Source organism: Stenotrophomonas sp. AC248, assembly GCF_979258185.1.
The window spans coordinates 757,775-780,062 of the sequence record NZ_OZ409840.1; the positions used below are offsets into that span (position 1 = coordinate 757,775).

The 22,288-nt window shown below is 68.8% G+C and carries 23 protein-coding genes; 14 read left to right on the top strand and 9 right to left on the bottom strand.

All coding sequences use genetic code 11. From position 1 onward, the window contains the following. The first annotated feature begins 22 nt into the window (after window positions 1-22). Genes ACZ0AE_RS03350 through ACZ0AE_RS03360 form a run of 3 tightly spaced genes read left to right on the top strand, consistent with a single transcriptional unit; the run spans window position 23 to window position 3,850 of the window. Complete coding sequence (locus tag ACZ0AE_RS03350) at window positions 23-2,263, top strand: TonB-dependent hemoglobin/transferrin/lactoferrin family receptor (RefSeq protein ID WP_463600396.1); 2,241 nt, start codon at window positions 23-25, stop codon at window positions 2,261-2,263. A gap of 5 nt (window positions 2,264-2,268) precedes the next feature. Next, window positions 2,269-2,865, top strand: a complete 597-nt coding sequence (locus ACZ0AE_RS03355; protein WP_463600397.1) for a Hemin transport protein — start codon at window positions 2,269-2,271, stop codon at window positions 2,863-2,865. Window positions 2,866-2,908: 43 nt separating this feature from the next. Next, window positions 2,909-3,850, top strand: coding sequence for a DUF6607 family protein (locus tag ACZ0AE_RS03360; RefSeq protein WP_463600398.1), 942 nt, complete (start codon window positions 2,909-2,911; stop codon window positions 3,848-3,850). Between the two features lie 502 nt (window positions 3,851-4,352). On the opposite strand, the gene ACZ0AE_RS03365 is transcribed toward ACZ0AE_RS03360, so the two are convergent. After that, window positions 4,353-6,839, bottom strand: coding sequence for an ABC transporter permease (locus ACZ0AE_RS03365; RefSeq protein WP_463600399.1), 2,487 nt, complete (start codon window positions 6,837-6,839; stop codon window positions 4,353-4,355). After that, window positions 6,836-7,438 (bottom strand): ABC transporter ATP-binding protein, encoded by a 603-nt coding sequence (locus ACZ0AE_RS03370; protein ID WP_038690444.1) that lies wholly within the window; start codon window positions 7,436-7,438, stop codon window positions 6,836-6,838. Before ACZ0AE_RS03370 ends, ACZ0AE_RS03365 begins: the two co-directional genes overlap by 4 nt. A gap of 120 nt (window positions 7,439-7,558) precedes the next feature. Between ACZ0AE_RS03370 and ACZ0AE_RS03375 the strand changes: the two genes are divergently transcribed. From ACZ0AE_RS03375 to ACZ0AE_RS03385, 3 genes are all read left to right on the top strand, one after another. Continuing rightward, window positions 7,559-8,209 (top strand): arylesterase, encoded by a 651-nt coding sequence (locus tag ACZ0AE_RS03375; protein WP_463600400.1) that lies wholly within the window; start codon window positions 7,559-7,561, stop codon window positions 8,207-8,209. 89 nt (window positions 8,210-8,298) lie between these two features. Further along, complete coding sequence (locus tag ACZ0AE_RS03380) at window positions 8,299-9,012, top strand: response regulator transcription factor (protein WP_019182442.1); 714 nt, start codon at window positions 8,299-8,301, stop codon at window positions 9,010-9,012. Window positions 9,013-9,165: 153 nt separating this feature from the next. Next, window positions 9,166-10,437: a sensor histidine kinase gene (locus tag ACZ0AE_RS03385; protein ID WP_463600401.1), complete on the top strand. Its 1,272-nt coding sequence runs from the start codon at window positions 9,166-9,168 to the stop codon at window positions 10,435-10,437. A gap of 481 nt (window positions 10,438-10,918) precedes the next feature. Here ACZ0AE_RS03385 and ACZ0AE_RS03390 read toward each other — a convergent pair whose 3' ends face one another. Next, entirely contained in the window at window positions 10,919-11,623 is a 705-nt protein-coding gene (locus ACZ0AE_RS03390) for an SGNH/GDSL hydrolase family protein (RefSeq protein ID WP_463600402.1), read from the bottom strand. Window positions 11,624-11,910: 287 nt separating this feature from the next. Here ACZ0AE_RS03390 and ACZ0AE_RS03395 point away from each other — a divergent pair, with 287 nt between their 5' ends. The 8 genes from ACZ0AE_RS03395 (at window position 11,911) to ACZ0AE_RS03430 (ending at window position 17,533) form a co-directional block, all read left to right on the top strand. Next, window positions 11,911-12,291: a diacylglycerol kinase gene (locus tag ACZ0AE_RS03395; RefSeq protein ID WP_038692485.1), complete on the top strand. Its 381-nt coding sequence runs from the start codon at window positions 11,911-11,913 to the stop codon at window positions 12,289-12,291. Window positions 12,292-12,333: 42 nt separating this feature from the next. Next, on the top strand, window positions 12,334-13,083 hold the full coding sequence (locus tag ACZ0AE_RS03400) for a TerC family protein (protein WP_038692483.1): 750 nt from the start codon (window positions 12,334-12,336) through the stop codon (window positions 13,081-13,083). 141 nt (window positions 13,084-13,224) lie between these two features. Beyond that, window positions 13,225-13,872, top strand: coding sequence for a LemA family protein (locus tag ACZ0AE_RS03405; RefSeq protein ID WP_463600403.1), 648 nt, complete (start codon window positions 13,225-13,227; stop codon window positions 13,870-13,872). Window positions 13,873-13,876: 4 nt separating this feature from the next. Next, window positions 13,877-14,779 carry a TPM domain-containing protein gene (locus ACZ0AE_RS03410; RefSeq protein WP_463600404.1) on the top strand — a complete coding sequence of 301 codons (903 nt, stop codon included), beginning with the start codon at window positions 13,877-13,879 and terminating at the stop codon, window positions 14,777-14,779. Further along, window positions 14,779-15,267 carry a TPM domain-containing protein gene (locus ACZ0AE_RS03415; protein ID WP_038690433.1) on the top strand — a complete coding sequence of 163 codons (489 nt, stop codon included), beginning with the start codon at window positions 14,779-14,781 and terminating at the stop codon, window positions 15,265-15,267. Before ACZ0AE_RS03410 ends, ACZ0AE_RS03415 begins: the two co-directional genes overlap by 1 nt. 84 nt (window positions 15,268-15,351) lie before the next feature. After that, window positions 15,352-16,242 carry a prolipoprotein diacylglyceryl transferase gene (gene lgt / locus ACZ0AE_RS03420; protein ID WP_463600405.1) on the top strand — a complete coding sequence of 297 codons (891 nt, stop codon included), beginning with the start codon at window positions 15,352-15,354 and terminating at the stop codon, window positions 16,240-16,242. After that, window positions 16,239-17,033 carry a thymidylate synthase gene (locus tag ACZ0AE_RS03425; RefSeq protein ID WP_141059154.1) on the top strand — a complete coding sequence of 265 codons (795 nt, stop codon included), beginning with the start codon at window positions 16,239-16,241 and terminating at the stop codon, window positions 17,031-17,033. The genes lgt and ACZ0AE_RS03425 overlap by 4 nt, the downstream gene beginning before the upstream one ends. A gap of 5 nt (window positions 17,034-17,038) precedes the next feature. Next, the gene (locus ACZ0AE_RS03430) at window positions 17,039-17,533 is read left to right on the top strand and encodes a dihydrofolate reductase (protein ID WP_463602055.1); all 495 of its coding nucleotides are present in this window, start codon (window positions 17,039-17,041) and stop codon (window positions 17,531-17,533) included. 141 nt (window positions 17,534-17,674) lie between these two features. Here ACZ0AE_RS03430 and ACZ0AE_RS03435 read toward each other — a convergent pair whose 3' ends face one another. From ACZ0AE_RS03435 to pdxA, 6 genes are all read right to left on the bottom strand, one after another. After that, window positions 17,675-18,256 carry a hypothetical protein gene (locus ACZ0AE_RS03435; protein ID WP_463600406.1) on the bottom strand — a complete coding sequence of 194 codons (582 nt, stop codon included), beginning with the start codon at window positions 18,254-18,256 and terminating at the stop codon, window positions 17,675-17,677. 26 nt (window positions 18,257-18,282) lie between these two features. Beyond that, window positions 18,283-18,948, bottom strand: coding sequence for a DUF1287 domain-containing protein (locus ACZ0AE_RS03440; protein WP_463600407.1), 666 nt, complete (start codon window positions 18,946-18,948; stop codon window positions 18,283-18,285). Beyond that, window positions 18,945-19,955, bottom strand: a complete 1,011-nt coding sequence (locus ACZ0AE_RS03445) for a symmetrical bis(5'-nucleosyl)-tetraphosphatase (protein WP_137191003.1) — start codon at window positions 19,953-19,955, stop codon at window positions 18,945-18,947. Before ACZ0AE_RS03445 ends, ACZ0AE_RS03440 begins: the two co-directional genes overlap by 4 nt. 13 nt (window positions 19,956-19,968) lie before the next feature. Next, window positions 19,969-20,352: a Co2+/Mg2+ efflux protein ApaG gene (apaG, locus tag ACZ0AE_RS03450; protein ID WP_038690425.1), complete on the bottom strand. Its 384-nt coding sequence runs from the start codon at window positions 20,350-20,352 to the stop codon at window positions 19,969-19,971. Between the two features lie 121 nt (window positions 20,353-20,473). Further along, window positions 20,474-21,307 (bottom strand): 16S rRNA (adenine(1518)-N(6)/adenine(1519)-N(6))-dimethyltransferase RsmA, encoded by an 834-nt coding sequence (rsmA, locus tag ACZ0AE_RS03455; protein WP_038690423.1) that lies wholly within the window; start codon window positions 21,305-21,307, stop codon window positions 20,474-20,476. Further along, window positions 21,304-22,284, bottom strand: a complete 981-nt coding sequence (gene pdxA / locus ACZ0AE_RS03460) for a 4-hydroxythreonine-4-phosphate dehydrogenase PdxA (RefSeq protein WP_463600408.1) — start codon at window positions 22,282-22,284, stop codon at window positions 21,304-21,306. The genes rsmA and pdxA overlap by 4 nt, the downstream gene beginning before the upstream one ends. Window positions 22,285-22,288 lie beyond the last annotated feature (4 nt).

Consider the following 22,288-nt stretch of genomic DNA (forward strand, 5'->3'; position numbering starts at 1 on the left):
TCACGCCAATCGCCCGCCCTCCATGAAGAACCGTCCGACTGCCCTGAGCGCCGCCTTGTGGCTGGCCTTGCCGATGGCCGCGCATGCGGCTGCCGATGCTGATGCTGCACCCGACGCGCGCCAGTTCGATCCCGTGCAGGTCACCGCCACGCGCACCGCACGCGCGCTGAGCGACGTGCCGGCCACTGTCGATGTGATCGACCGCGAGCAGCTGGACAACCACCTGGTGCGCGACCTCAAAGACCTGGTGCGCTACGAACCGGGCCTGTCGGTGACCAGCAGCCCGGCGCGGTTCGGCCTGGGCGGCATCCGCATCCGTGGCCTGGACGGCAACCGCGTGCTGATCCAGACCGACGGCATTGCCATGCCCAAGGCCTTCGCGATCGGCAGCTTCTCCGATGCCAACCGCAACTTCACCGATCTGGAAACGCTCAAGCGCGTGGAAATCGTGCGCGGACCCGCCAGCGCGCTGTACGGGTCGGACGCCCTGGGCGGCGTGGTCGCCTTTGTCACCAAGGACCCGGCCGATTATCTGAAGGACGGCAAAAACAGCTACGTCGGCCTGAAGTTTGGCTACGACGGGCAGTGGGACGGGCTGCTGGGCAGCGTCACCACCGCCTTCGGCGGCGACCGCTGGAGCGGCATGGTCAACGTCAACCACCGCCAGGGCCAGGAAACCCAAAGCATGGGCGACCGGCGCAGCAATGACAGCACCCGCACCGCGGCCAACCCGCAGGACCGCGACGGTCGCAGCGTGCTGGGCAAGCTGGTGTTTGCGCCCAGCCAAGACCAGCGCTTCAAGCTGACCGTGGAAGGCAACGAAGACAGCGTGGACACCAACGTGTTGTCGTCGGTGGCGCCCCCTGCGCCGGTGATCGCCGCCGCGACCACCACCGCGATGAAGGCGCGCGACCACCAGACCCGGGCCCGCGTGTCGTTCGGCCACGAGATGGACAACCTGGGCCAGGGCTTCGCCGATGACCTGTCCTGGCAGGTGTACCGGCAGGACAGCGAAACCACCCAGCGCACCTATGAAAACCGGGGCAGCGGCGACAACGCCAGCCGCCGCGAGCGCGAATTCAATTTCGACCAGCGCGTGTACGGCCTGCAGGCGGTGTTCCACAAGGGCCTGCAGACCGGGTCGGTCGAGCATGCACTGACCTACGGGCTGGAAGGCACCTGGACGGAGACCCACCAGAAGCGCGACGGCTTCCAGGTCAACGCCAAGGGCGTGGTGAACACCACGATCCTGCCCGACACCTTCCCGGTGCGCGACTTCCCGATCAGCAAGACCACCGAGCTGGGCCTGTACGTGCAGGATGAAATGCGCTTCGCCGACGGACGCCTGTCGCTGGTGCCCGGCGTGCGCGTGGACCATTACGAACTGCGCCCGGAAGCCGATGGCATCTTCAGCACCGACAACCCCGGCGTGGCCGTGTCGGACCTGACCAAGACCAGTGTGTCGCCGAAACTGGGCCTGGTCTGGCGCTTTGCCGACCAGTGGTCGCTGTTTGCCGGGTACGCACATGGCTTCCGCTCGCCGCCGTTCAATGACGTCAACCTGGGCTTCACCAACGTGCAGTTCGGCTACACCGCCATTCCCAACCCGGACCTCAAGCCGGAAACCAGCGATGGCCTGGAACTGGGCGTGCGCTTCATCGGCGCGGCCGCGTATGCCAGCGTCAGCGGCTACTACAACCGCTACAAGGATTTCATCGAGTCGCAGGGTTTTGTCGGGTTCAACAACCAGGGCCTGCAGGTGTTCCAGTCGCGCAACGTGGCCGACGCGGACATCTACGGCGCCGAGCTGAAGGCCGGGGTCGAGTTCGGCCAGCTCAGCAGCGCGCTGGACGGCTGGTCGTTGAACGGCTCGGTGGCGTGGGCACACGGCCAGAACAAGACCGAAGACGTGCCGTTGTCGACCATCGATCCGTTGCGCGGCACCGTGGGCCTGGCCTTCGACCGCGACCGCTGGGGCGTGGAACTGGTGGGCACCTTCGCCCGGCGCAAGGACCGCCTGCCGCCGGCCGCCGTGGCCAACACCACGCCGTTCGCCCCGGCCGGTTACGGCGTGCTGGACCTGATGGCGCACTGGGACTTCGCGCCAGGCGCGAAGATCAACGTCGGGGTGTTCAACCTCGGCGACCGCCGTTACATCGACTATTCCGGGATCACCTCGTCGCTGGTGTCCACCAGCAGCGTGGCCGATCGTTTCACCAACCCTGGCCGCACCGTGTCGGCCAGCCTAGCCGTGAGCTGGTAGCCGCCATGAGCCGAGCCCTGTCTGCCGTACGTACGTTCGCCGGTGCACGCAGTACGGCACCGTTGCCATCGCCAACGCAGCTGGCGGCGTTGGGCACCGTGCTGTGCCTGTACCGGCCCGACAGCAGCGAGCTGGGCGGCTGGAAGCACGCGGTGTCGGCCCATGCCTGCCAGGGCATGGACAGCGAGGGCATCCGCGAGAGCCTGTGCTTCGCCGATGCGCGCGGACGCTGCTGCTGGCGCCTGTACCTGCTGCCCGACAGCGATTTCCTGGCCTGGGACCGGCTGGTGACGGCCTTCCCGGCGCGCCCGGAGCCGGTCAACGATGGCGGCGTGGCCGAGCGCCTGTGGCGCCGGCTGGCCACGCGCCTGGGCGGCGAGCCATGGCGGATGTGCGCGCTGCGCCTGCATGCCAACGACGGCCAGGGGCTGTCGGCCAGCCTGGCCTCGCTGTCGGCACTGGGTGCGACGGCGGCGCGGCGGATTGCACGGGTGGAAGGCGCAGACGGTGAGCTGTGGGTCGACGACTGCTGCTGCGCCACGGCGGCGCGCCAGGCGCCGACGCCACTGGACCGCAGTGCGCCGCCGCTGGTGCGGCTGTAACCAACACGATGCGATGCAAGCCAACCTTGAAGGAACTCCTTGGATGAAACACCAGATAGCCAGTGCGTGCCTGCTGCTTGCCGGCAGTGGTATGGCCCACGCCCAGCCCTCGAACCTGCAGCGCGACCACGACAGCATCGTGGCGATGAAGGGCGAATACGTAGTCGATTTCGCCTTCGACGAGACGGTGCTGTTGAAGCCGGGTTACGAGCGCGCGCCGGCCGTGCGCAGCGGCGGCAACGAGGTGGTGATCGTGGTGGAGGACAGCCCGACGCGGGTGGTCCTGCAGCACCTGCTGGTGGATCCCAAGAGCGGCCATGTGACCAAGCACTGGCGGCAGGATTGGGTGTACGAAGCACCGCACCGGTTCGAGTTCAGTGCCGACCAGACCTGGCAGGTGCGCACCATTGCGGCCGCGGTCAACGCCGGTGCCTGGACCCAGTGCGTGTACGAAGTGAGCGATGCGCCGCGCTACTGCGGCACGGGCACCTGGGTCTACGACAACGGCGTGGCGACGTGGACCAGCGACCTGAGCTGGCGCCCGCTGCCGCGCCGTGAGTACACCCGCCGCAGCGACTACAACGCGCTGGCGGTGGTCAACCGGCACACGCTGACGCCGAACGGATGGACGCACGAGCAGTTCAACACCAAGGTCCTGCGCAACGCCGACGGCAGCCAGCAGGAGATCGCGCGCGAGTTCGGCTTCAACGACTACACCAAAACCACCGAGGTCGACTTCAAACCGGCCTACGACTACTGGACTGCCACCGCCGGCTACTGGGCCAAGGTGCGCCAGCGTTGGGACGGGTTCCTGGGCCAGGCGCCGGGCGTGCACCTGAAAACGAAGCTGGACGGGATGGCGATGATCATTCCGCTGTTCACCCAGGCCCAGGATCTCCAGGACGGCAAGAAAGTGAAGGACGCGCAGATCGACGCGGTGTTCAAGCAGTGGGTGGAAAAGGCACCGGCCGACGCCGCCCGCTGAGTTCGCCCACCCGCTTAGCCAAAAAGAGGTTCTTCGCCCATCTGAGGGGCAGGCAGAAACGTGCCTTGGCGCTTTCCAGACGCGGCCGTCGGCGGGTCGGGCGCTGGGCCCCCATGCCCTTTCCGGCGAATGTCCTCCGGCGTCGGCCTGCGGCCGCCACCTCCTCCTTTATTTCGCCTCCAAGGGCATGGCAGCCCAGCGCCCGACCCACCGACGGCGCCAGAGAATTCTGCTTGGTTCTTCCGCAAGCCGAGCCCCGTAGCAGCCGGTAGGCCCCTGGGCAAAATAAAGGAGGAGGCCGCCCCGCGGCCGGGGGACATTTGCGCCAGGGGCCTAGCGGCTGCTACGGGGCCCTCACGCTCGCGACCGCCCCGATCGGAGACGCTTCTTTTTTCTGGAGTGCAGTCGACCAACCCCGGCAGAACCACGCCATGCGTGGCTGCGCTTCAAACGCCAACCGACCCACGGTCGGTCGCGACGCGGCCTGAGCGCCGCGCCCGCCTCACACCTCGCGCAATGCCAGCGCCGGCGGGGTGTGCAGGATCCGCCGCGTGCCCCACCAGCCGGCCAGCATGCTCAGGCCCACCCCGATCACGCCGCCAACCAGCAGCGGTCCCCACGGCGGGCTCAGGGTCAGCTCGAACACCTGCCGCGCCACCACGCTGCCCAGCAGCGCCGCCGCGCCCACCGCCAGCAGCGCCGACAACAGCCCCAGCGCGCCGAATTCCACCAGCACCGCCCCGCGCAGCTGGGTGCGCGTGGCCCCCAGCGTGCGCAGCACCGCGCTGTCGTAACGGCGCTCGCCGGCCGTGGCCTGCAGCGCCGCCAGCAGCACCAGCAGCCCGGCCAGCAGACTGAAGCCCATCACCAGCTGCACCGCCTGGGTCACCCGGTCCACCACCTCGCGTACCCGCTGCAGGATTCCGTCGATATCCAGCAGCGAGATGTTCGGGTAATCGCGGGTCAGCGCGGCCAGCTGCGTGGCCTGCGCACGTGGCAGGTGGAAGGCGGTGATCAGGTTGTAGGGCGCATCGCCTACCGCCCCTTCGTTGAGCAGCAGGAAGAAGTTGACCCGGAACGAATCCCAGTCGGCCTTGCGGATGCTGGTCACCGTGAAGCTGCGTTGCTGCTCGCCCATCTGCAGCGTCACCGTGTCGCCCAGCTTCATCCCATAGCGCTCGGCCCAGCCCTGTTCGATGGAGGCCTCCGCCGCCGTGCTGCCGACGGCCCAGTAGCGACCACTCAGCAGCGTGTTGGCCGGCGGGAAATCATGCCGCCAGGAGAAGTTGACCGGGCGGTTGGCATCATCGTCGTCGTTGCTGTTGTCCTGCCGTTCCTGCCGCTGCGGCGGCCGGTCGTTGACCGCCAGCAGGCGACCGGTACTGAACGGCTCGATCCCCGGCGCGGCCACGCCCAGCCCCTGCAGGGTGGTCAGCACGGCGTCGCGCTGCTCGGGCTGGATGTTCATCAGGAAGTAGTTGGGCGTGTCCACCGGCAGGCGGTCGCGCCACTGCGCCAGCAGCCCCGGCCCGATCACCGACAGCAGCAACAGCGCGCACAGCGACAGCGACAGCCCCACCAGCTGCAGCACCGCCAGACCACGGCGGCGGGTGAGGGCGGCCAGGCCCAGCTTCCAGCGCCCGCGCAGGCGCGGCTGCAGGCCACGCAGCAGCCACAGCAGGAACGCGCCCAGCGCGCCGGCCAGGGCGGCCAGGGCGGCCAATCCACCCAGCACCCAGGCGGCCAGCTTCACATCGCCGGTGGCCTGCACGGTCAGCGCCACCGTGGCGGCCAGCGCGGCCACGTAAACCAGCAGCGAACTCGGCGGCAGGGCGGCGAAGCTGCGGTTGAGCACGCGCATCGGCGGCACCCGGCGCAGCCGCAGCAGCGGCGGCAGGCCGAAGCCCAGCAGCAGCACCAGGCCGATACCCGCGCCACTCAGCGCCGGGGTGGCCTGCGGCAGCGGCAAGCGGTTGGGAATCAACCCGCCCAGCGCCTGCACCAGCCCGGCCTGCGCGGCCATGCCCAAGCCGATCCCGACTAGGCACGCCGGCACCGCCAGCATCACCAGCTGCAGCGCCATGGCGCTGAGAATGTCGCGTTGGCGCGCGCCCAGGCAGCGCAGGATGGCCACCTGGTCGATCCGGCGCAGTGCGAACCGGTTGGCGGCCAGCGCGGTGGCCACGCCGGCCAGCAGCACCGCCAGCAGGGCGGCCAACGACAGGAAGCGGCCGGCCAGGTCGAACGCACCGCGCACGCCGCGCTGGGTGTCGGCGATGCCGACGATGCGGTAGCCCTTGGCCTGCGGCGCCAGCCACGCGCGGAAGTCGGCGATGGCGTCCGGTGCGCCGGCAAACATCATCCGGTACGAGGCGCGGCTGCCGGGGCCGAGCAGGCCGGCCGCGTCGACGTCGGCGCGGTTGACCAGCAGCGGCGGAGAGAGCTGCATCAGCTCGCCGGAGGTATCCGGTTCGGCCTGCAGCACGCGGGTAACGGTGAGGCTGCCCGCGCCGAACTCCAGCGCGTCGCCCACCGTCAGGCCGAGCGCCTGCATCAGCCGCGGATCGGCGTAGGCCTGCCCGGCAGGCGGCGCGCCGGCCGGTTCAGGGGTGCCGCCCCGCAGGCCGCGGCTGACCAGCAGCTGCCCGCGCAGCGGATAGCCGTCGCTGACCGCCTTGATGTTGGCCATCTGGCTGGCCTCGCCATGGAACAGCACGGTGGGGAAGCTGACCATGCGGGTGTTGGCCAACCCACGTTCGCGCGCGGCATCGGCGAAGGCCTGCGGAATGTCGTCGCGGGCGTTCAGGCCCAGGTCGCCGCCCAGCATTTCGGCGGCGCTGCCGGTCAGGGCCAGTGTAACCCGGTTGACCAGCGTGCCCACCGCGGTCATCACCGCCACGCCGAGTACCAGCGCGGCGAAGACGGTGAGCAGGTCACCGGCAAGGAATTCGCGGCGCAGGGCGCGCGCGGCATGCGTGACCACGTTCATGCGGACACGCCGGCCGCGTTGTCCACCAACCGCCCGCCATCGAGCCGGTAGATGCGCTGGCAGCGCTGGGCCAGGCGCAGGTCATGGGTGACCAGTACCAGCGTGGTGTCGCTGGTGGCATTGAGGGCGAACAGCAGGTCGCTGATCTGCTGGCCGGTGGCCTGGTCCAGGCTACCGGTGGGCTCATCGGCAAACAGGATGCGCGGCTTGGCCACGAATGCCCGTGCCAGGGCCACGCGCTGCTGTTCGCCGCCGGACAGCTGGCGCGGGTAGTGGCGGGCGCGATGGGTAAGCCCCACCTGCGCCAGCACCTCGCGCACGCGCGTGGGATCTTCGCGCCCGGCCAGCTCCAGCGGCAGTGCGATGTTTTCTTCGGCGGTCAGCGCCGGCAGCAGGTGGAAGCTCTGGAACACAAAGCCCACTTCGCGGGCGCGCAGCTGCGCGCGGTCTTCCTCGTCCAGGGCATTGAGGTCCGACCCGGCCAGCGTGACCCGCCCGCGGCTGGGCAGGTCCAGTCCGGCCAGCAGGCCGAGCAGGGTGGTCTTGCCGGAACCTGAAGCGCCGACGATGGCGATGCTCTCGCCTTCATGGACGGTCATGCCAATGTTGTCCAGTATGTGGACTTCACCCTCCGGGCCACGCGCGGATTTGCCCACGTCATGGGCGGCGATGGCGACGGACGCGCTGCGGGGGGACAGGCTGTCGATGAGGATTCTCCAATGTACCGAGCGATGTGGAAGGGCCGCGCGGCCCTGATGGTCTGGATGCTGGCAGCATTGCTGCTGGCGCCGTTGCTGGCGTGTGCCAAAGGTGCCGCCCCGGCCAACGCGGTGCTGGTGGTCGGCGACAGCCTCAGTGCTGCCCACAATATCCCGGCCGAAACGGGCTGGGTGAACCTGCTTCAGCAGCGGGTCAAACAACAGGTGAAGCCGGCCCCGGCGATCATCAACGCCAGCATCAGCGGCGAGACCACCGCCGGCGCGCTCACCCGCCTGCCGGGCCTGCTGGCCAAGCACCGCCCGGCGGTGGTGGTGATCGAGCTGGGGGGCAACGACGCGCTGCGCGGGCTCACCCCGGTGCAGCTGCGCGGCAACCTGGAGAAGATGATCGTGGCCAGCCAGACGGCTGGCGCGAAGGTGCTGCTGCTGGGCATCGATGTGCCGCCCAACTACGGCCCGGCCTACCGCCAGCGCCTCAAGGACGTGTATGCCGGCCTGGCCAGCCAGTACAAGGTGCCGCTGCTGCCATTCCTGCTGGACGGCGTGGCGCTGCAGCCGGGGCTGATGCAGGCCGACGGCCTGCATCCCACCGCCGCGGCCCAGCCGCGGGTGCTGGACAACGTCTGGCCGCACCTCAAACCCCTGCTCTGACAACGATTTCGATTCCGGTGTGAGCGACTTCACACCGCCTCCACTGCCGATGCGGCATGTTTCACAAAGCTGAAGAAAGAGGGAATCCCATGCGTCAGACAAAGGAGACCTCCGGCCTGGTGCTGGTGGTCGAGGACAACCGCAATATTTCCGAGATGATCGGTGAGTATCTGGAAGGCCGCGGGTTCGAAGTCGACTATGCCCAGGACGGGCTGGACGGCTATCGCCTTGCGGCGGAGAACAGTTATGACGTGGTGGTGCTGGACCTGATGCTGCCGCGCCTGGACGGCATTGAAGTCTGCCGCCGGCTGCGCAACGACGCCCGCAAGTCGACCCCGGTGCTGATGCTGACCGCGCGCGATACGCTGGACGACAAGCTGACCGGCCTGGGCTTTGGCGCCGACGATTACCTGACCAAGCCATTCGCGATCCAGGAACTGGAGGCACGCCTGCGTGCCCTGATCCGTCGCGAACGTCGCCAGGTGGGCTCGGAAGTGCTCAAGGTGGCCGACCTGGTGCTGGATCCGGTGAGCATGCGGGCCACCCGCGCGGGCACCGAACTGCAGCTGTCGCCGATCGGTCTGCGCCTGTTGACCATCCTGATGCGCGAATCGCCCCGCGTGGTGACCCGCCAGGAAATCGAGCGCGAGATCTGGGGCAATGGCCTGCCGGACTCGGACACCCTGCGCAGCCATCTGTACAACCTGCGCAAGATCATCGACAAGCCGTTCGACCGCCCCCTGCTGCACACCGTGCAGAGCGCGGGTTACCGCATCGCCGACATCGCCCAGCCGATGAGCTGATGCACATCGCAGTGGCTGGCGCATGACCGGAGGGGCCGTGAACGGCCCCGATCGAGACAACGACCCGCGTGTTTGCGGGTCGTTGTCGTTTCTTGCACGACGGAATCACGGCGCGCTTCCCTATAATCGCGGCGAACCGCCCTGGACCCCGTAATGCCGCACGGTCTGCCGCGCAAGATACGCATCGTCTTCATTCTTCAAGCCGTGCTGGCCAGCCTGGGCATCCTGCTGGGCGCATGGCTGGTGTCGCTGGTGATCAAGCACAGCCTGGTCAGCAGCGCGCTGAAGGAGGAGGCGACGTACTACTGGCAGCTCTACGACGCCTCGCCGATGCAGCCGCCGCCGAACACGCAGAACATCCGCGGCTACCTGCTCGAAACCGGGCGTTCGCCGTTGAGCCTGCCGGCCAACCTGCGCGCGCTGCCGCCGGGCTTCCACGAACTGAAAGCAGACGACCAGCTGGTGCTGGTGGACGCGCGCCCGGAAGGGCGGCTGTACCTGGTGTTCCTGCGCTCGCGCGCGGAGATGCTGGCGTTCTGGTTCGGCATCGTGCCGGTGCTGCTGACGTTGCTGGCGGTGTATGGCGCCTCGTGGGTGACCTATCGGGCGTCCAAGCGCCTGGTGTCGCCGGTGAACTGGCTGGCGCGGCGGGTGTCGCGCTGGGACCCGGGGCATCCGGAAGCGGCGGATCTGGCACCGGACAAGTTGCCGGCGGACATGCAGGGCGAGACGCGCCAGCTGGCGGCGGCGCTGCATTCGCTGGCCACGCGGGTCACCGCGCATGTGGCACGCGAGCGCAACTTCACCCGGGATGCGAGCCATGAGCTGCGCACGCCGTTGACCGTGATCCGGGTCGCCAGCGATATCGCCCTGGGCGACCAGGAGCTGACGCCGCGCCTGCGCCGCGGACTCAACCGCATCCAGCGCGCAGGCCGCGACATGGAGGCGGTGATCGACGCCTTCCTGATCCTGGCCCGCGAGGCGGACGTGGAGCCGCAGGTGGAACTGTTCGACGTCAACGAGATCGTGCGATACGAGGTGGACAACGCGCGCGAGCTGATGGCGGGTCGGCCGGTGGAGATTTACCTGCACAGCGCAGGCCCGGTGCAGCTGCACGCACCGCCGCGGGTGCTGCAGGTGGTGGTGAGCAACCTGTTGCGCAACGCCTGCAGTTACACCGACGAGGGGCGCATCGATGTGGATGTGCTGGACGATCGGGTGGTGGTGCGCGACACCGGGATCGGGATGTCGGCCGAGGCGTTGGGACGGGCGTTCGAGCCGTTCTACCGGGCCGAGCCGACGCGGCCGCAGGGCACGGGGCTGGGGCTGTCGATCGTGCGGCGGTTGTGCGACCGGTTCGGGTGGGAGGTGCGTCTGGACAGCGAGTTGGGGCAGGGCACGCAGGCGGCTGTGTTGTACCGGTAGGGAGTTTCAGGGCAACGGCTGCTGGTTCTGTTTTTCTGCGTGTGGGTCGGGCCGGGTGGGGAGGGCAGGAGCAGCCGAGCATGGCTCGGCTTTACCGGTGTTGTTCCGGTGGCATCTTTTTCGCGTGTTGATCATTGCCGCGCCGCGCGCGGCCAGCGGACCAACGGTCCGCTCTACCGATCCAGGCAGCGGACCAACGGTCCGCTCTACCGGGTGTGTTGCCGGATGGTTTCCGGCAAACGCGTTCGCGGATCGTTTCCGACAACGCACACCCGCCGTGGTAGGTGCCGACCGTTGGTCGGCACGCTCTTCCTCTTTTCCCCAACGCGCCGACCTACTGTCGAGGGTCGGGGTGGGTGAGGTGGCGGGACCGTTGGGCGCCATGGATGGCGCCCACGAGCCTCCAGGGATGGATTTACGGCGTGTCCCGCCACCTCACCCACCCCGGCCACCCCTCAGCAAACCGGCTTCAGCCGTTGCTTCAATCGCATGACACCTTAGGCGCCAACGCCGCCCGCCAGATCGCATACCCGTCCGACGTCATGTGAAGCATGTCCTCGCGGAACAACGCCGCGCGCGGCTGCCCATCCCTGCCCAGCATCGGCGTGTAGATGTCGGTGTAGCCCGTATTGGGCAGCTTGGCCAGCGCCGCCTTGATCATCGCGTTGGCCTCGATGATCGCCGGCAACAGGTTCGCCCGCGACGGGCTCGGCTTGATCGAGATGTACTCCACCGTCGTCTTCGGCAGATCGCGGTGTACCCGCTGCACGAACGCCAGCACATCGTCGCGCACCTGCACCGCGCTGCGGCCGCTGTTGAGGTCGTTGTCGCCGGCGTAGAAGAACACCTTGCACGGCGCGTACGGCACCACCACCTGCCCGGCGTACCACGTGCTGTCGCGCACTTCCGAACCGCCGAAGCCGCGGTTGAACACCGGCTGGCCCGGGAAGTCGGCGGCCAGGGTGTCCCACATCCGGATCGAACTGCTGCCGATGAACTCGATGCCCCCGCGCGGCGGCGGGGTGGTGGCGTCTGCCTTGGCGAAAGCGGCCATGTCCTGGGCCCAGGCCACGTTGGACACCTGCGCCGGCACCTGCGGCGGCTTGGCCGGGGACAGGGCAAACGCGGGCAGGGCGGCGCCAAGCGCCAGGGCGAGCAACAGGGGGCGGGTGCAGCGGTAACGCATCGGCAGACTCCTCGGCATGGCGCCCCATCGAGCGCCCGGTTCGGTTGAAACCCCATCATAGAAGCTGGTGACCGGCACCGCTTTACCCGCCGTGGCGGGGCTGTGCGCCACGCGTTGCCGGCGCCGGGCCCGTCACTAGCACGCCCCGGCCCCGGCCGCCTCCGACGAAGGTGCGACAGGCTTGTGGCAAAATGACGGATTGCCTGCCCATTCAGCCCTGCCCATGACCCCTTGCTGCGCGCTGTTCCCCGTGTCCCGGCCCGCCCTGCGTGATGGAGCGTGCCCCCGTGGCTGACGAAATCGGGCACATGCCGCGCGGCCCCCGGCGCATCTTCAAGGCGGCGGTGTGGTCCTGGCAGGGTCTGCGGGCCGCCTGGCTGCACGAGTCCTCGTTCCGCCTGGAGGTCTACCTGCTGGTGGTGCTGGCCCCGCTGGCCCTGTGGCTGGGCCAGACCCCGGTGGAGCGCGCGCTGATGATCGGCTCGATGCTGCTGGTGCTGTCCATGGAACTGGCCAACTCGGCCATCGAAGCGGTGATCGAACGCTACGGCGCCGAATTCCACGAACTGGCCGGGCGCGCCAAGGACATGGGCTCGGCGGCCGTGTTCGTGCTGATGATGAACGTACTGCTGTGCTGGGGCCTGGTCCTGCTGCCCCGCTTCTTCTGAGCTGCCCCCACGGCGCATTCCCCCTTGTAAGGATCCATGTCCATGTTTCTTGAGTTGCTGTCCGACCCCAACGTCTGGTTGACCCTGTTCACGCTGAGCGCCCTGGAAATCGTGCTCGGCATCGACAACCTGGTCTTCATCTCCATCGCCGTGAGCAAGCTGCCCGAGTCGCGCCGTCCGTTCGCGCGCAAGCTCGGCATCGCGGTGGCCTGCATCACCCGCATCCTGCTGCTGGTGTCGCTGGCCTACCTGGCGCACATGGAAGCGAACCTGTTCACCGTGGCCGGTATCGGCATCTCCATCCGCGACCTGGTGCTGATCCTCGGCGGCCTGTTCCTGATCATCAAGGGCGGCATGGAAATCCGCGAGCTGATCACCGGCGGCGAAGACGAAGACCCCACCACCACCAAGGCCTCGGCCGTGTTCGGCATGGTCATCGCGCAGATCGCGGTGATCGACATCGTGTTCTCGCTGGACTCGGTGATCACCGCCGTCGGCATCGCCGACCACGTGCCGGTGATGGTGGCCGCGATCCTGCTGTCGGTGGCGGTCATGCTGCTGGCGGCCAACCCGCTGGGCCGCTTCATCGACGCCAACCCGACCGTGAAGATGCTGGCCCTGGCCTTCATCCTGCTGATCGGTGCGGTGCTGATCCTGGACGGTCTGGGCGTGCACGTGCCCAAGCCCTACATCTACGCGGCGATGGGCTTCTCGGTGCTGGTCGAATGGCTGAACCTGCTGATGCGCCGCCGTGCCGTGGCCCATAACGTGCCGGGCGCCGGCAACTGGTAGATACCGACCGTTGGTCGGTGTTCCGTGGGTGCCGACCCGGGTCGGCAACCCGTGGGTACCGACCAACCGCCGTTACCCACATCGGCTTTACCGCAAACGTGGCATGCTCCGGGTCCCGTTCATCGAGATCCGGAGCCGGCCATGCGATCGTTCTCCCGCCTGTTGCTGTTGGCCGTGCTGGCCGCCCTGTTGTCCGGTTGCGGCTACAACGCCATCCAGCAGAAGGATGAGCAGGTCAAGGCCGGTTGGGCCGAAGTGCTCAACCAGTACAAGCGCCGCGCCGACCTGATTCCCAACCTGGTGCAGACCGTGGAAGGCTATGCCAACCAGGAACGCCAGGTGCTCACCGACGTGACCAACGCGCGTTCGCGGGTGGGCCAGATCAACGTCAACGCCGACGATGCGGACTCGCTGAAGCAGTTCCAGCAGGCCCAGGGCGAACTGAGCGGCGCGCTGTCGCGGCTGCTGGTGGTCACCGAAAACTACCCGAACCTCAAGTCCGACCAGGGCTTCCGCGACCTGCAGGCGCAGCTGGAAGGCACCGAGAACCGCATCACCGTGGCGCGTGGCCGCTACATCCAGATGGTGCAGGACTACAACACCTTCCTGCGCCAGTTCCCGCAGTTGATCACCGCCAAGTTGTTCGGCTACCAGGTCAAGCCGAACTTCACCGTGGACAACGAAGCGCAGATCTCCCAGCCGCCGGCGGTCAAGTTCGGTTCGCAGGCGCCGGCCCCGGCCCCCGCGCCGCAGCCGCAGCCGCAGCCGCAGCAGGCCCCGGCGCAGTAACCCGATGCGCCTTCTTCGCCTGCTGCGCGGTCTGGTGCTGGCCGGGTTTTGCCTGGCCGGGCCGGCTGTTGCCCAAGCCGAGGCGGTGATCCCGCCGCTGTCCTCGCCGGTGGTCGATACCACCGGCACCCTGGACGCCGCCCAGGTCCAGGCGCTGCAGGCACAGGCCCTGGCCCTGCAGCAGCGCAAGGGCAGCCAGTTGCAGATCCTGATGGTGCCCAGCACCGCGCCCGAGTCGATCGAGCAGTACACCCAGCGGGTGTTCGAGCAGTGGCAGATCGGCCGCAAGGGCGTGGACGACGGCGTGCTGCTGGTGGTGGCCAAGGACGACCGCCGGGTTCGCATCGAACCCGGTTACGGGCTGGAAGGGGCGATCCCCGACGCCATCGCCAACCGCGTCATCCAGGAGTACCTGGCCCCGCGCTTCCGCGCCAACGACTACGCCGGCGGCCTGGCCGATGCCAGCGCCGCGCTGGTCAAACTGATCGACGGCGAGGCACTGCCGGCGCCGGTCAGCACCCACCGCGCCAGCCCCAACCCCGATGGCGGCGGCTGGACCTTCGCGCTGGTGATCGGCTTCTTCGTCGGCAGCTTCCTGCGCGCCATCCTCGGCTGGCTGCCGCGCCCGGTGCGCGCGCTGCTGGGCGGCGGCGGCGCGGCGGTGGTCGCCTTCCTGTTCACCTCGTTGTGGCTGGCCAGTGGTTTGGCCGGCCTGATCGGCCTGTTCGTCGGCCTGTCCTCGGGCCGGGCCGGCGCGTTCGCGCGCAATGGCGGCTGGGGCGGTGGTGGAGGCTGGGGCAGTGGCGGCGGTGGTTGGGGCGGCGGCGGTGGCTTCGGCGGCGGTGGCGGCGGCTGGGGCGGCGGCGGTGGACGTTCAGGGGGCGGTGGCGCCTCGGGAGGCTGGTGATGCGCTGGCTTCGGCACGTGTTTTCCCCTTCGGTGCGGCGCGCGTTCCCGCCCGGACGCCTGCAGGCGATCACCGACGCGATCACCGCGGGCGAGCGCCGGCACGGTGGCCAGGTGATGTTTGCGGTGGAAGCGGACCTGCCACTGCTGGCACTGTGGCAGCGGGTCAGCCCCCGCCAGCGCGCCGAGCATGCCTTCGCGCAGCTGCGCACGTGGGATACCGAACACAACAACGGCGTGCTGGTGTACCTGCTGCTGGCCGACCACGCCATCGAGCTGGTCGCCGACCGCGGCCTGCGCGGCAAGGTGGGCGAGGCGCAATGGGCGGCCATCTGCGCCCACATGCAGCAGCGCCTGCGCGACGGTGCGTTGCAGGACGCGGTACTGCTGGCCATCGAGGAGGTATCGGACCTGCTGGCCGGGCACTATCCGCCGGTTCCGGGGTCACAGGATGACGGCCTGCCGAACACGCCGCAGATTCTGGGCTGAAGCCCGGCAATCGCGCGATCGGGGCCGCCGCGAGGCCGCTCCCGGGCGGCGCTAGAATATCTGCATCCCTGCAAGGCGTCCTTCATGATCTATTTCCACGACATCGACCCCATCGCCATCTCGCTTGGGCCGGTCAAAGTGCATTGGTACGGCATCATGTACCTGCTCGGCTTCACCGCCGCCTGGTGGCTGGGGCGCAAGCGGATCGCGGCCGGGCGCCTGCCGGGGGTGAATGCCGACGGTTTCTCCGACCTGCTGTTCTACGCCATGCTCGGCGTGGTGGTGGGCGGGCGCGTGGGCTACATGCTGTTCTATGCGCTGGGCGATTTCCTGCACAACCCGCTGCTGCTGTTCAAGGTGTGGGACGGCGGCATGAGTTTCCACGGCGGCCTGCTGGGCGTGCTGTTCGCCGCGTGGTGGTGGTCGCGCAAGCACCGCCTGCACCTGTTCGATACCCTGGATTTCGTGGCCCCGCTGGTTCCGTTGGGCCTGGGCTTCGGCCGCGTCGGCAACTTCATCGGTGCCGAGCTGTGGGGCAAGTACACCGGCGGCAACTGGGGCGTGGTGTTTCCCAGTGGCCTGCCGGCGCCGTTGAACGGGCTGGACCTGGCCACGTTGAAGGCGCAGTTCGCCACCGGCGCGCTCAACCCATACGCCCGCCATCCCTCGCAGCTGTATGAAGCGCTGCTGGAAGGCCTGGTGATGTTCCTGGTGCTGTGGGCGGTGTCGGCCACGCCGCGCCACCGCTACGTCATCGCCGGCCTGTTCGCGCTGCTGTACGGCATCTTCCGCTTCGCAGTGGAGTTCGTGCGCATGCCCGACAACGGCGTGTACGTCGCCTTCGGCTGGCTGACCAAGGGCCAGATCCTGTGCGTGCCGCTGATCGCCTTCGGCCTGGTCCTGCTGGCGTTGTCGCGCCGCGCCCCGGTGCTGCAGCCGCAGTTGCCGGTGCAGACTGCGGGGGCCAAGGCATGAAGCCGTACCTGGACCTGCTGCAGCACGTGCTGGAGAACGGCACCGAGAAGTCCGACCGCACCGGCACCGGCACGCGCAGCGTGTTCGGCTGGCAGATGCGCTTCAACCTGGGCGACGGCTTCCCGCTGGTCACCACCAAGAAGCTGCACCTGCGTTCGATCATCCATGAGCTGCTGTGGTTCCTGAAGGGCGACACCAACATCGGCTACCTCACCGACAACCAGGTGCGCATCTGGGACGAGTGGGCCGATGCCAACGGCGACCTGGGCCCGATCTACGGCAAGCAGTGGCGCAGCTGGGCCACCGCCGATGGCGGCAGCATCGACCAGATGCAGTGGCTGGTGGAGGAGATCAAGCGCAACCCTGATTCGCGGCGGCTGGTGGTCAGCGCCTGGAACGTGGGCGAGCTGTCGCAGATGGCGTTGATGCCGTGCCACAACCTGTTCCAGTTCTACGTGGTGGACGGCAAGCTCAGCTGCCAGCTGTACCAGCGCAGCGGCGACATTTTCCTGGGCGTGCCGTTCAACATTGCCAGCTACGCGCTGCTCACCCACATGGTGGCGCAGGCCACCGGGTTGGGCGTGGGCGACTTCGTGCATACCCTGGGCGACGCGCACCTGTATTCCAACCACGTTGAGCAGGCGCGCGAGCAGCTGTCGCGCACGCCGCGCGCGCTGCCGCAGCTGTGGTTGAACCCGGCGGTCACCGACCTGTTCGGCTTCCAGTTCGATGACATCCGCATCGACGGTTACGACCCGCACCCGGCGATCAAGGCGCCGGTGGCGGTATGACGGCGATCCAGCTGTCGCTGATCGCCGCGCTGGACCGCAGCCACGGCATTGGCCACGACAACCAGTTGCCGTGGCAGCTGCCCGATGACCTCAAACGCTTCAAGGCGCTGACCCTGGGCAAGCCGATCCTGATGGGGCGCAAGACGGCGCAGTCGCTGGGTCGCGCGCTACCGGGGCGTCCCAACCTGGTGCTCACCCGCAGCGGCCAGGTGCCGTTCGAGGGCATGCAGGCGGTGGCCTCGGTGGACGACGCGCTGGCCTTCGCCGCGGCCAGCGGTGCCGACGAACTGTGTGTGATCGGCGGGGGCGAGGTGTATCGCCTGACGATGGCCCAGGCCACCGACCTGCACCTGACCTGGGTGGACACCACGGTGGCCGCCGACACCCACTTCCCGCCGGTCGACCCGGCGCTGTGGGTGGAAGTGGCACGCGAGCACCACCCGGCCGACGCACGGCATTCGGCCGCGTTCGACTTCGTGGATTACACGCGACACCCGTAGAGCCGGGTTCTACCCGGCTGGTATCAGCAGCGTGCGCACCCCCCGAAAGGCAGCCGGGCAGAGCCCGGCGCTACGTGGCTTGTGCCAGACGCCCGTGCACCCATCGAAGGGAAGCGCCGTAGAGCCGGGCAGAGCCCGACGTCATGCGCGCGTTCTGATGCCCAGCAACTTCAAGGATGCGGCCAGCCGCGCCGGCTCGGCGCTGTGCTGCAGGGCATGTTGCAGGCAGGCCTTGTCGTTGTCATTCAACGCGGCATCGCGTTGCAGGCCGGCGGCCGGTACGAACGACGGTGCCGCCACCAATGCCTCCGGTGCGGCGAAACGCGCGAACCATGGCTGCAGCACCTCGGCGGTGTAGCGCTCAAGATCGGCCAGGCAGCGCTCACGGCCATGCCCCGATGCCAGGTTGAAGCGCAGGTGGAAGCGCGACTCACGCAGTGCCAGCAACGCGTCCTGGCTGTCCGGCCCGTTCAGGGCCAGCGCCGGAAAATCGCTGTCGAGCACGCGGACGCCGGCCTGCAGACGTAGCGCAAGCGAGGTGTCGATGCTTGCCCGGCCGGCGCCTTCGCGCTGCAGGAACACGAAGCTGGCGGTATGCGCATGGCGCTGCACCCACAGCATCTTGCGCGTGCGTTGGAACCCGATGGGCGCCAGCAGCGCGTCGAACGCGGCCTGCATGCCTGCCAATGATGCCGTGGGAGTGGCGGGAGACGGTTCGGGCATGGGCGCGTCCTTGCGGTGGCCAGCGCTCAGGCGGGCGGCCGGTAATGGCCAATGATGGTGTGGGCGAACAGCAGGTCTTCTTCCTGCGTGCCGCGCGCGATGTTGTGCAGGATCAACGGGGTGCCGTCGCTGCGCCGACGGTCGGAGACGATGCCCACGTGCAGCAGCCCGTTGCCGTTGAGCTTCCAGGCCACGATGTCGCCGGCGGCAAAGTCGGCCGCCTGGCGCGAGGCCGGTTGCTGCCAGCCCTGCCGCTCGAACCAGCGCATCAGGTTCGGTACGCGGCGATGGTCGATGTTGCGGTCCGGCCGCGACAGCCCCCACAGCGCCGGGTAGGCACGGAACGCACCGCGCATGTCCTCGTGGATACGTTGCTGCAGGTCCAGGCCCTGGGTGCGCAGGGCGCGCACGATCACATCGGTGCACACGCCGCCGTCGATGGGGACGTCGCCACCGGGATAGCCCAGCACGGCATAGGCGGGGTCGTAGCGCACGGTCTGCCCGATCTGGCGGCGGGCGGCGGCCACCAGCGGCGGCGAGGGCAGCGAGGGTGGCCTTGCGGCGGGGGCGGGCGTGGCGACCGGCGCGCCGGCGTCAGCGTCGGCCGGCGTCGGACTGCGCTGGCAGGCCACACCGGCCAGGGCCAGCAGTGCTGCCAGACCCACCCGCAGCCGCCGCCCCGTGCCGATCATGCCGGGGTCGGGGTGCTTCCGCCGGTGTCGCCGGCGGGTTCGGGGTTGCGGCGCGGCGACGAAGGGCCGCGCGGGCCGCGTTCGCGACGCTGGCCCTGCGGCTGCCGCGGTGGACGGCCATTGCCCTGCGGCTCGCCATCGCCGGCCGGACGCCGTGCCGGCGGCCGCGGCGGCGACACCGGCCGGGGCACATCGCGGCCCGGAACCTGCACCACGCGCAGTTCGTCGGTATCCAACTGCAACGCGGTGAGCTTGCCGCCCCATACCGCGCCGGTATCGATGGCATGCACGCCCTGGGTGATGGTCAGGCCCAGGGCCGACCAGTGCCCGCACACGATCTTCAGGTCACGCTCGGCGCGCCCGGGCACTTCAAACCACGGGTACAGGCCCTGTTCCTGCGTGCCCGGGGTGCCCTTGTCCTCGATCCCGATGCGCCCACGCGGCGTGCAATAGCGCATGCGCGTGAACAGGTTGATGATCGCGCGGGAGCGGTCGTACCCGGCCAGGCCGGGCGACCAGCTGGGCTTGTCGCCATACATGTTGCGGAACAGCTTGCGGTAGCCGCTGCCGTGCAGCTGCACCTCCACTTCGCGGGCATGCTTCTCGGCCAGCTGGGTGGTCCATTTCGGGGCCAGCCCGGCGTGGATCATCATCCAGCCCAGTTCGCGGTCCACGTGCGCCAGCTTCTGCAGGCGCAGCCAGTCCAGCAGCACGTCGCGGTCGTCGGCCTGCACGATGCGCAGCAGGTCCGGGTTGACCTTGCGCTGCTCTTCCTCGGTGCGGGCACCCACGGCCAACAGGCTCAGGTCATGGTTGCCCAGCACCACCACGCTGCTGTCGCGCAGCGAATGGACCAGGCGCAGGGTTTCCAGCGACTGCCCACCCCGGTTGACCAGGTCGCCGCAGAACCACAGGGTATCCACCGCCGGGTCGAAGCGGATCTTCTCCAGCAACCGTTGGGTGACGTCGTAGCAGCCCTGCAGGTCGCCGATGGCCCATACACTCATGCGCGCGCCTCCATCAGTGCAGTGTGCGCGGAACGGTCAACACGAACGGCGCGATGGCGGCGGCGAACTCGGTGCCATCGTCGGCCACCATGTCGTAATGCCCCTGCATCGTGCCGTGTTCCGTTTCCAGCATGACACCGGAGGTGTAACGGAAGTCTTCACCCGGGCGCAGCCGCGGCTGCTCGCCGATCACCCCGTCGCCATCCACGTGTTCGATGCGGCCGTTGGCATCGGTGATGCGCCAGTGGCGCGCCACCAGACGGGCGGCCACGCGGCCGTGGTTGTGGATGCGGATCGTATAGGCGAACGCGTAGCGCCCGTCCTCCGGCGTGGACTGGTCGTCGAGGAAGCGCGGAGCGACCTCGACCGAGATCGCATAGTGTGCAGCGTCGTTCATGCAGGCAGTTTAGAGAATGTCGTGCAGTTTGAGGTGAGCGCGCCATGGGATGGCGCGCTCCTTCAGGGAATTCAAGCGGTTTTACGTGCCTGCGCCCGGTCAGCGGCGCAGGGCGGGGCGGTCATCCCTGCGGCGCGTCGTCGGCCGCCACCTGCGGAACGTTGGCCAAGGCGATGAACTGCGCCACTTCCAGCTGCTCGGCACGGGCATCGCTGCGCACGCCCGCAGCCTCGAACTGCTCGGGCGTGACCACCCCGTTCAGGGCGTTGCGCAGGGTCTTGCGGCGCTGCCCGAAGGCGGCCCGGACCACATCGGCGAAGCGCTTGCGGTCAATGATGCCGACGGTGTCCGGATCACGCGGCACCAGCCGCACCACGGCCGAGTCCACCTTCGGCGGCGGCCGGAAGGCACCGGGCGGCACCACGAACAGCGCCGTCACCTTGCACCACGCCTGCAGCATCACGCTCAGGCGGCCGTAGACCTTGCTGCCGGGGCCGGCAGCCATGCGGTCCACCACTTCCTTCTGCAGCATGAAGTGCATGTCGCGGATCACCGCCGCATGCTCCATGGCGTGGAACAGGATCGGCGAGGAGATGTTGTAGGGCAGGTTGCCCACCAGCCGGATCTGGCCGTCGCCGGCGAGCTCGGTGAAGTTCACCTGCAGCACGTCGCGGTGCACGATGGTCAGCTCGCCCAGCGGTTCAGCGGCGGCGGTCAGTGGCGCGATCAGGTCGCGATCGAACTCGATCACGGTCAGGCGCGGATGGCGGCGCAGCAGCGGCAGGGTGATGGCACCCTGGCCCGGGCCGATCTCGACCAGGCGGTCGTCGTCCTTCGGGTTGACCGCCAGCACGATCTTGTCGATGTAGCTGCGATCGGCCAGGAAGTGCTGGCCAAGCTGCTTTTTGGGCGGCGCGGTGAACCCGCCGGCCGAGGAGGAATACGAGGAAGTCATGGCACCATCTTACGTTGCCGCGCCAGCCGGGCACACAGCGCGGTGGCAGCGAGGAGGCTGGAAGGGTCGGCGATGCCCCGGCCGGCCATGTCCAGCGCGGTGCCGTGGTCAACGGCCACCCGCGGATAGGGCAGGCCCAGGGTGATGTTGACGGCCTGTTCAAAGCCGCTGTACTTGAGCACCGGCAGGCCCTGGTCGTGGTACATCGCCAGCACCGCATCGAACCCGGCCAGCTTGGCCGGCAGGAACGCGGTGTCGGCGGGCAGCGGTCCGATCAGGTCCATGCCCTGGTCGCGCAGGCGCTGCAGCAGGGGGATGATCAGGTCCAGCTCTTCACGCCCCAGGTGGCCGTCTTCCCCCGCATGCGGGTTCAGGCCAAGCACCGCGATGCGCGGCGCGGCGATGCCGAAGTCGCGCTGCAGGGCGGCATGCACGGTGTGCAGGGTGCGCGCCAGGCCATCGGCGGTGATGGCATCGGCCACCGCGCGCAGCGGCAGGTGGGTGGTGGCCAGGGCCACGCGCACGATGTTGTTGGCCAGCATCATCACCACTTCCACGCCGGCCTGGTCGGCCAGCAGTTCGGTGGTGCCGCTGTAGGCAATGCCGCCCTGGTTGATCACCGCCTTGTGCACCGGGCCGGTTACCACGCCCTCCAGTTCACCGGACAGGCAGGCCTGGCCGGCCTGCAGCAGCGCGCCGATCACCGCGCCGGCATTGGCCGGGTCGGCGTGGCCGAAGCGCGAGGGGACGGCATTGCGCACTGCGCGCACACGCAGATCGCCCGGCTGGCGGGCGATGGCATCTTCAGGCAGGAGCTGCAGGGGCAGCGACAGCGCCGCGGCGGCGGCGTGCAGGGTGTCCGGGTCGGCGAAGGCCAGCAGCCGGCACTCGGTGCGCGGCTGCTGGGCAAGGCGGATGCAGAGTTCCGGACCGATCCCGGCGGGCTCGCCCGGTACCAGAGCGAGCTGCGGGATCATCGGG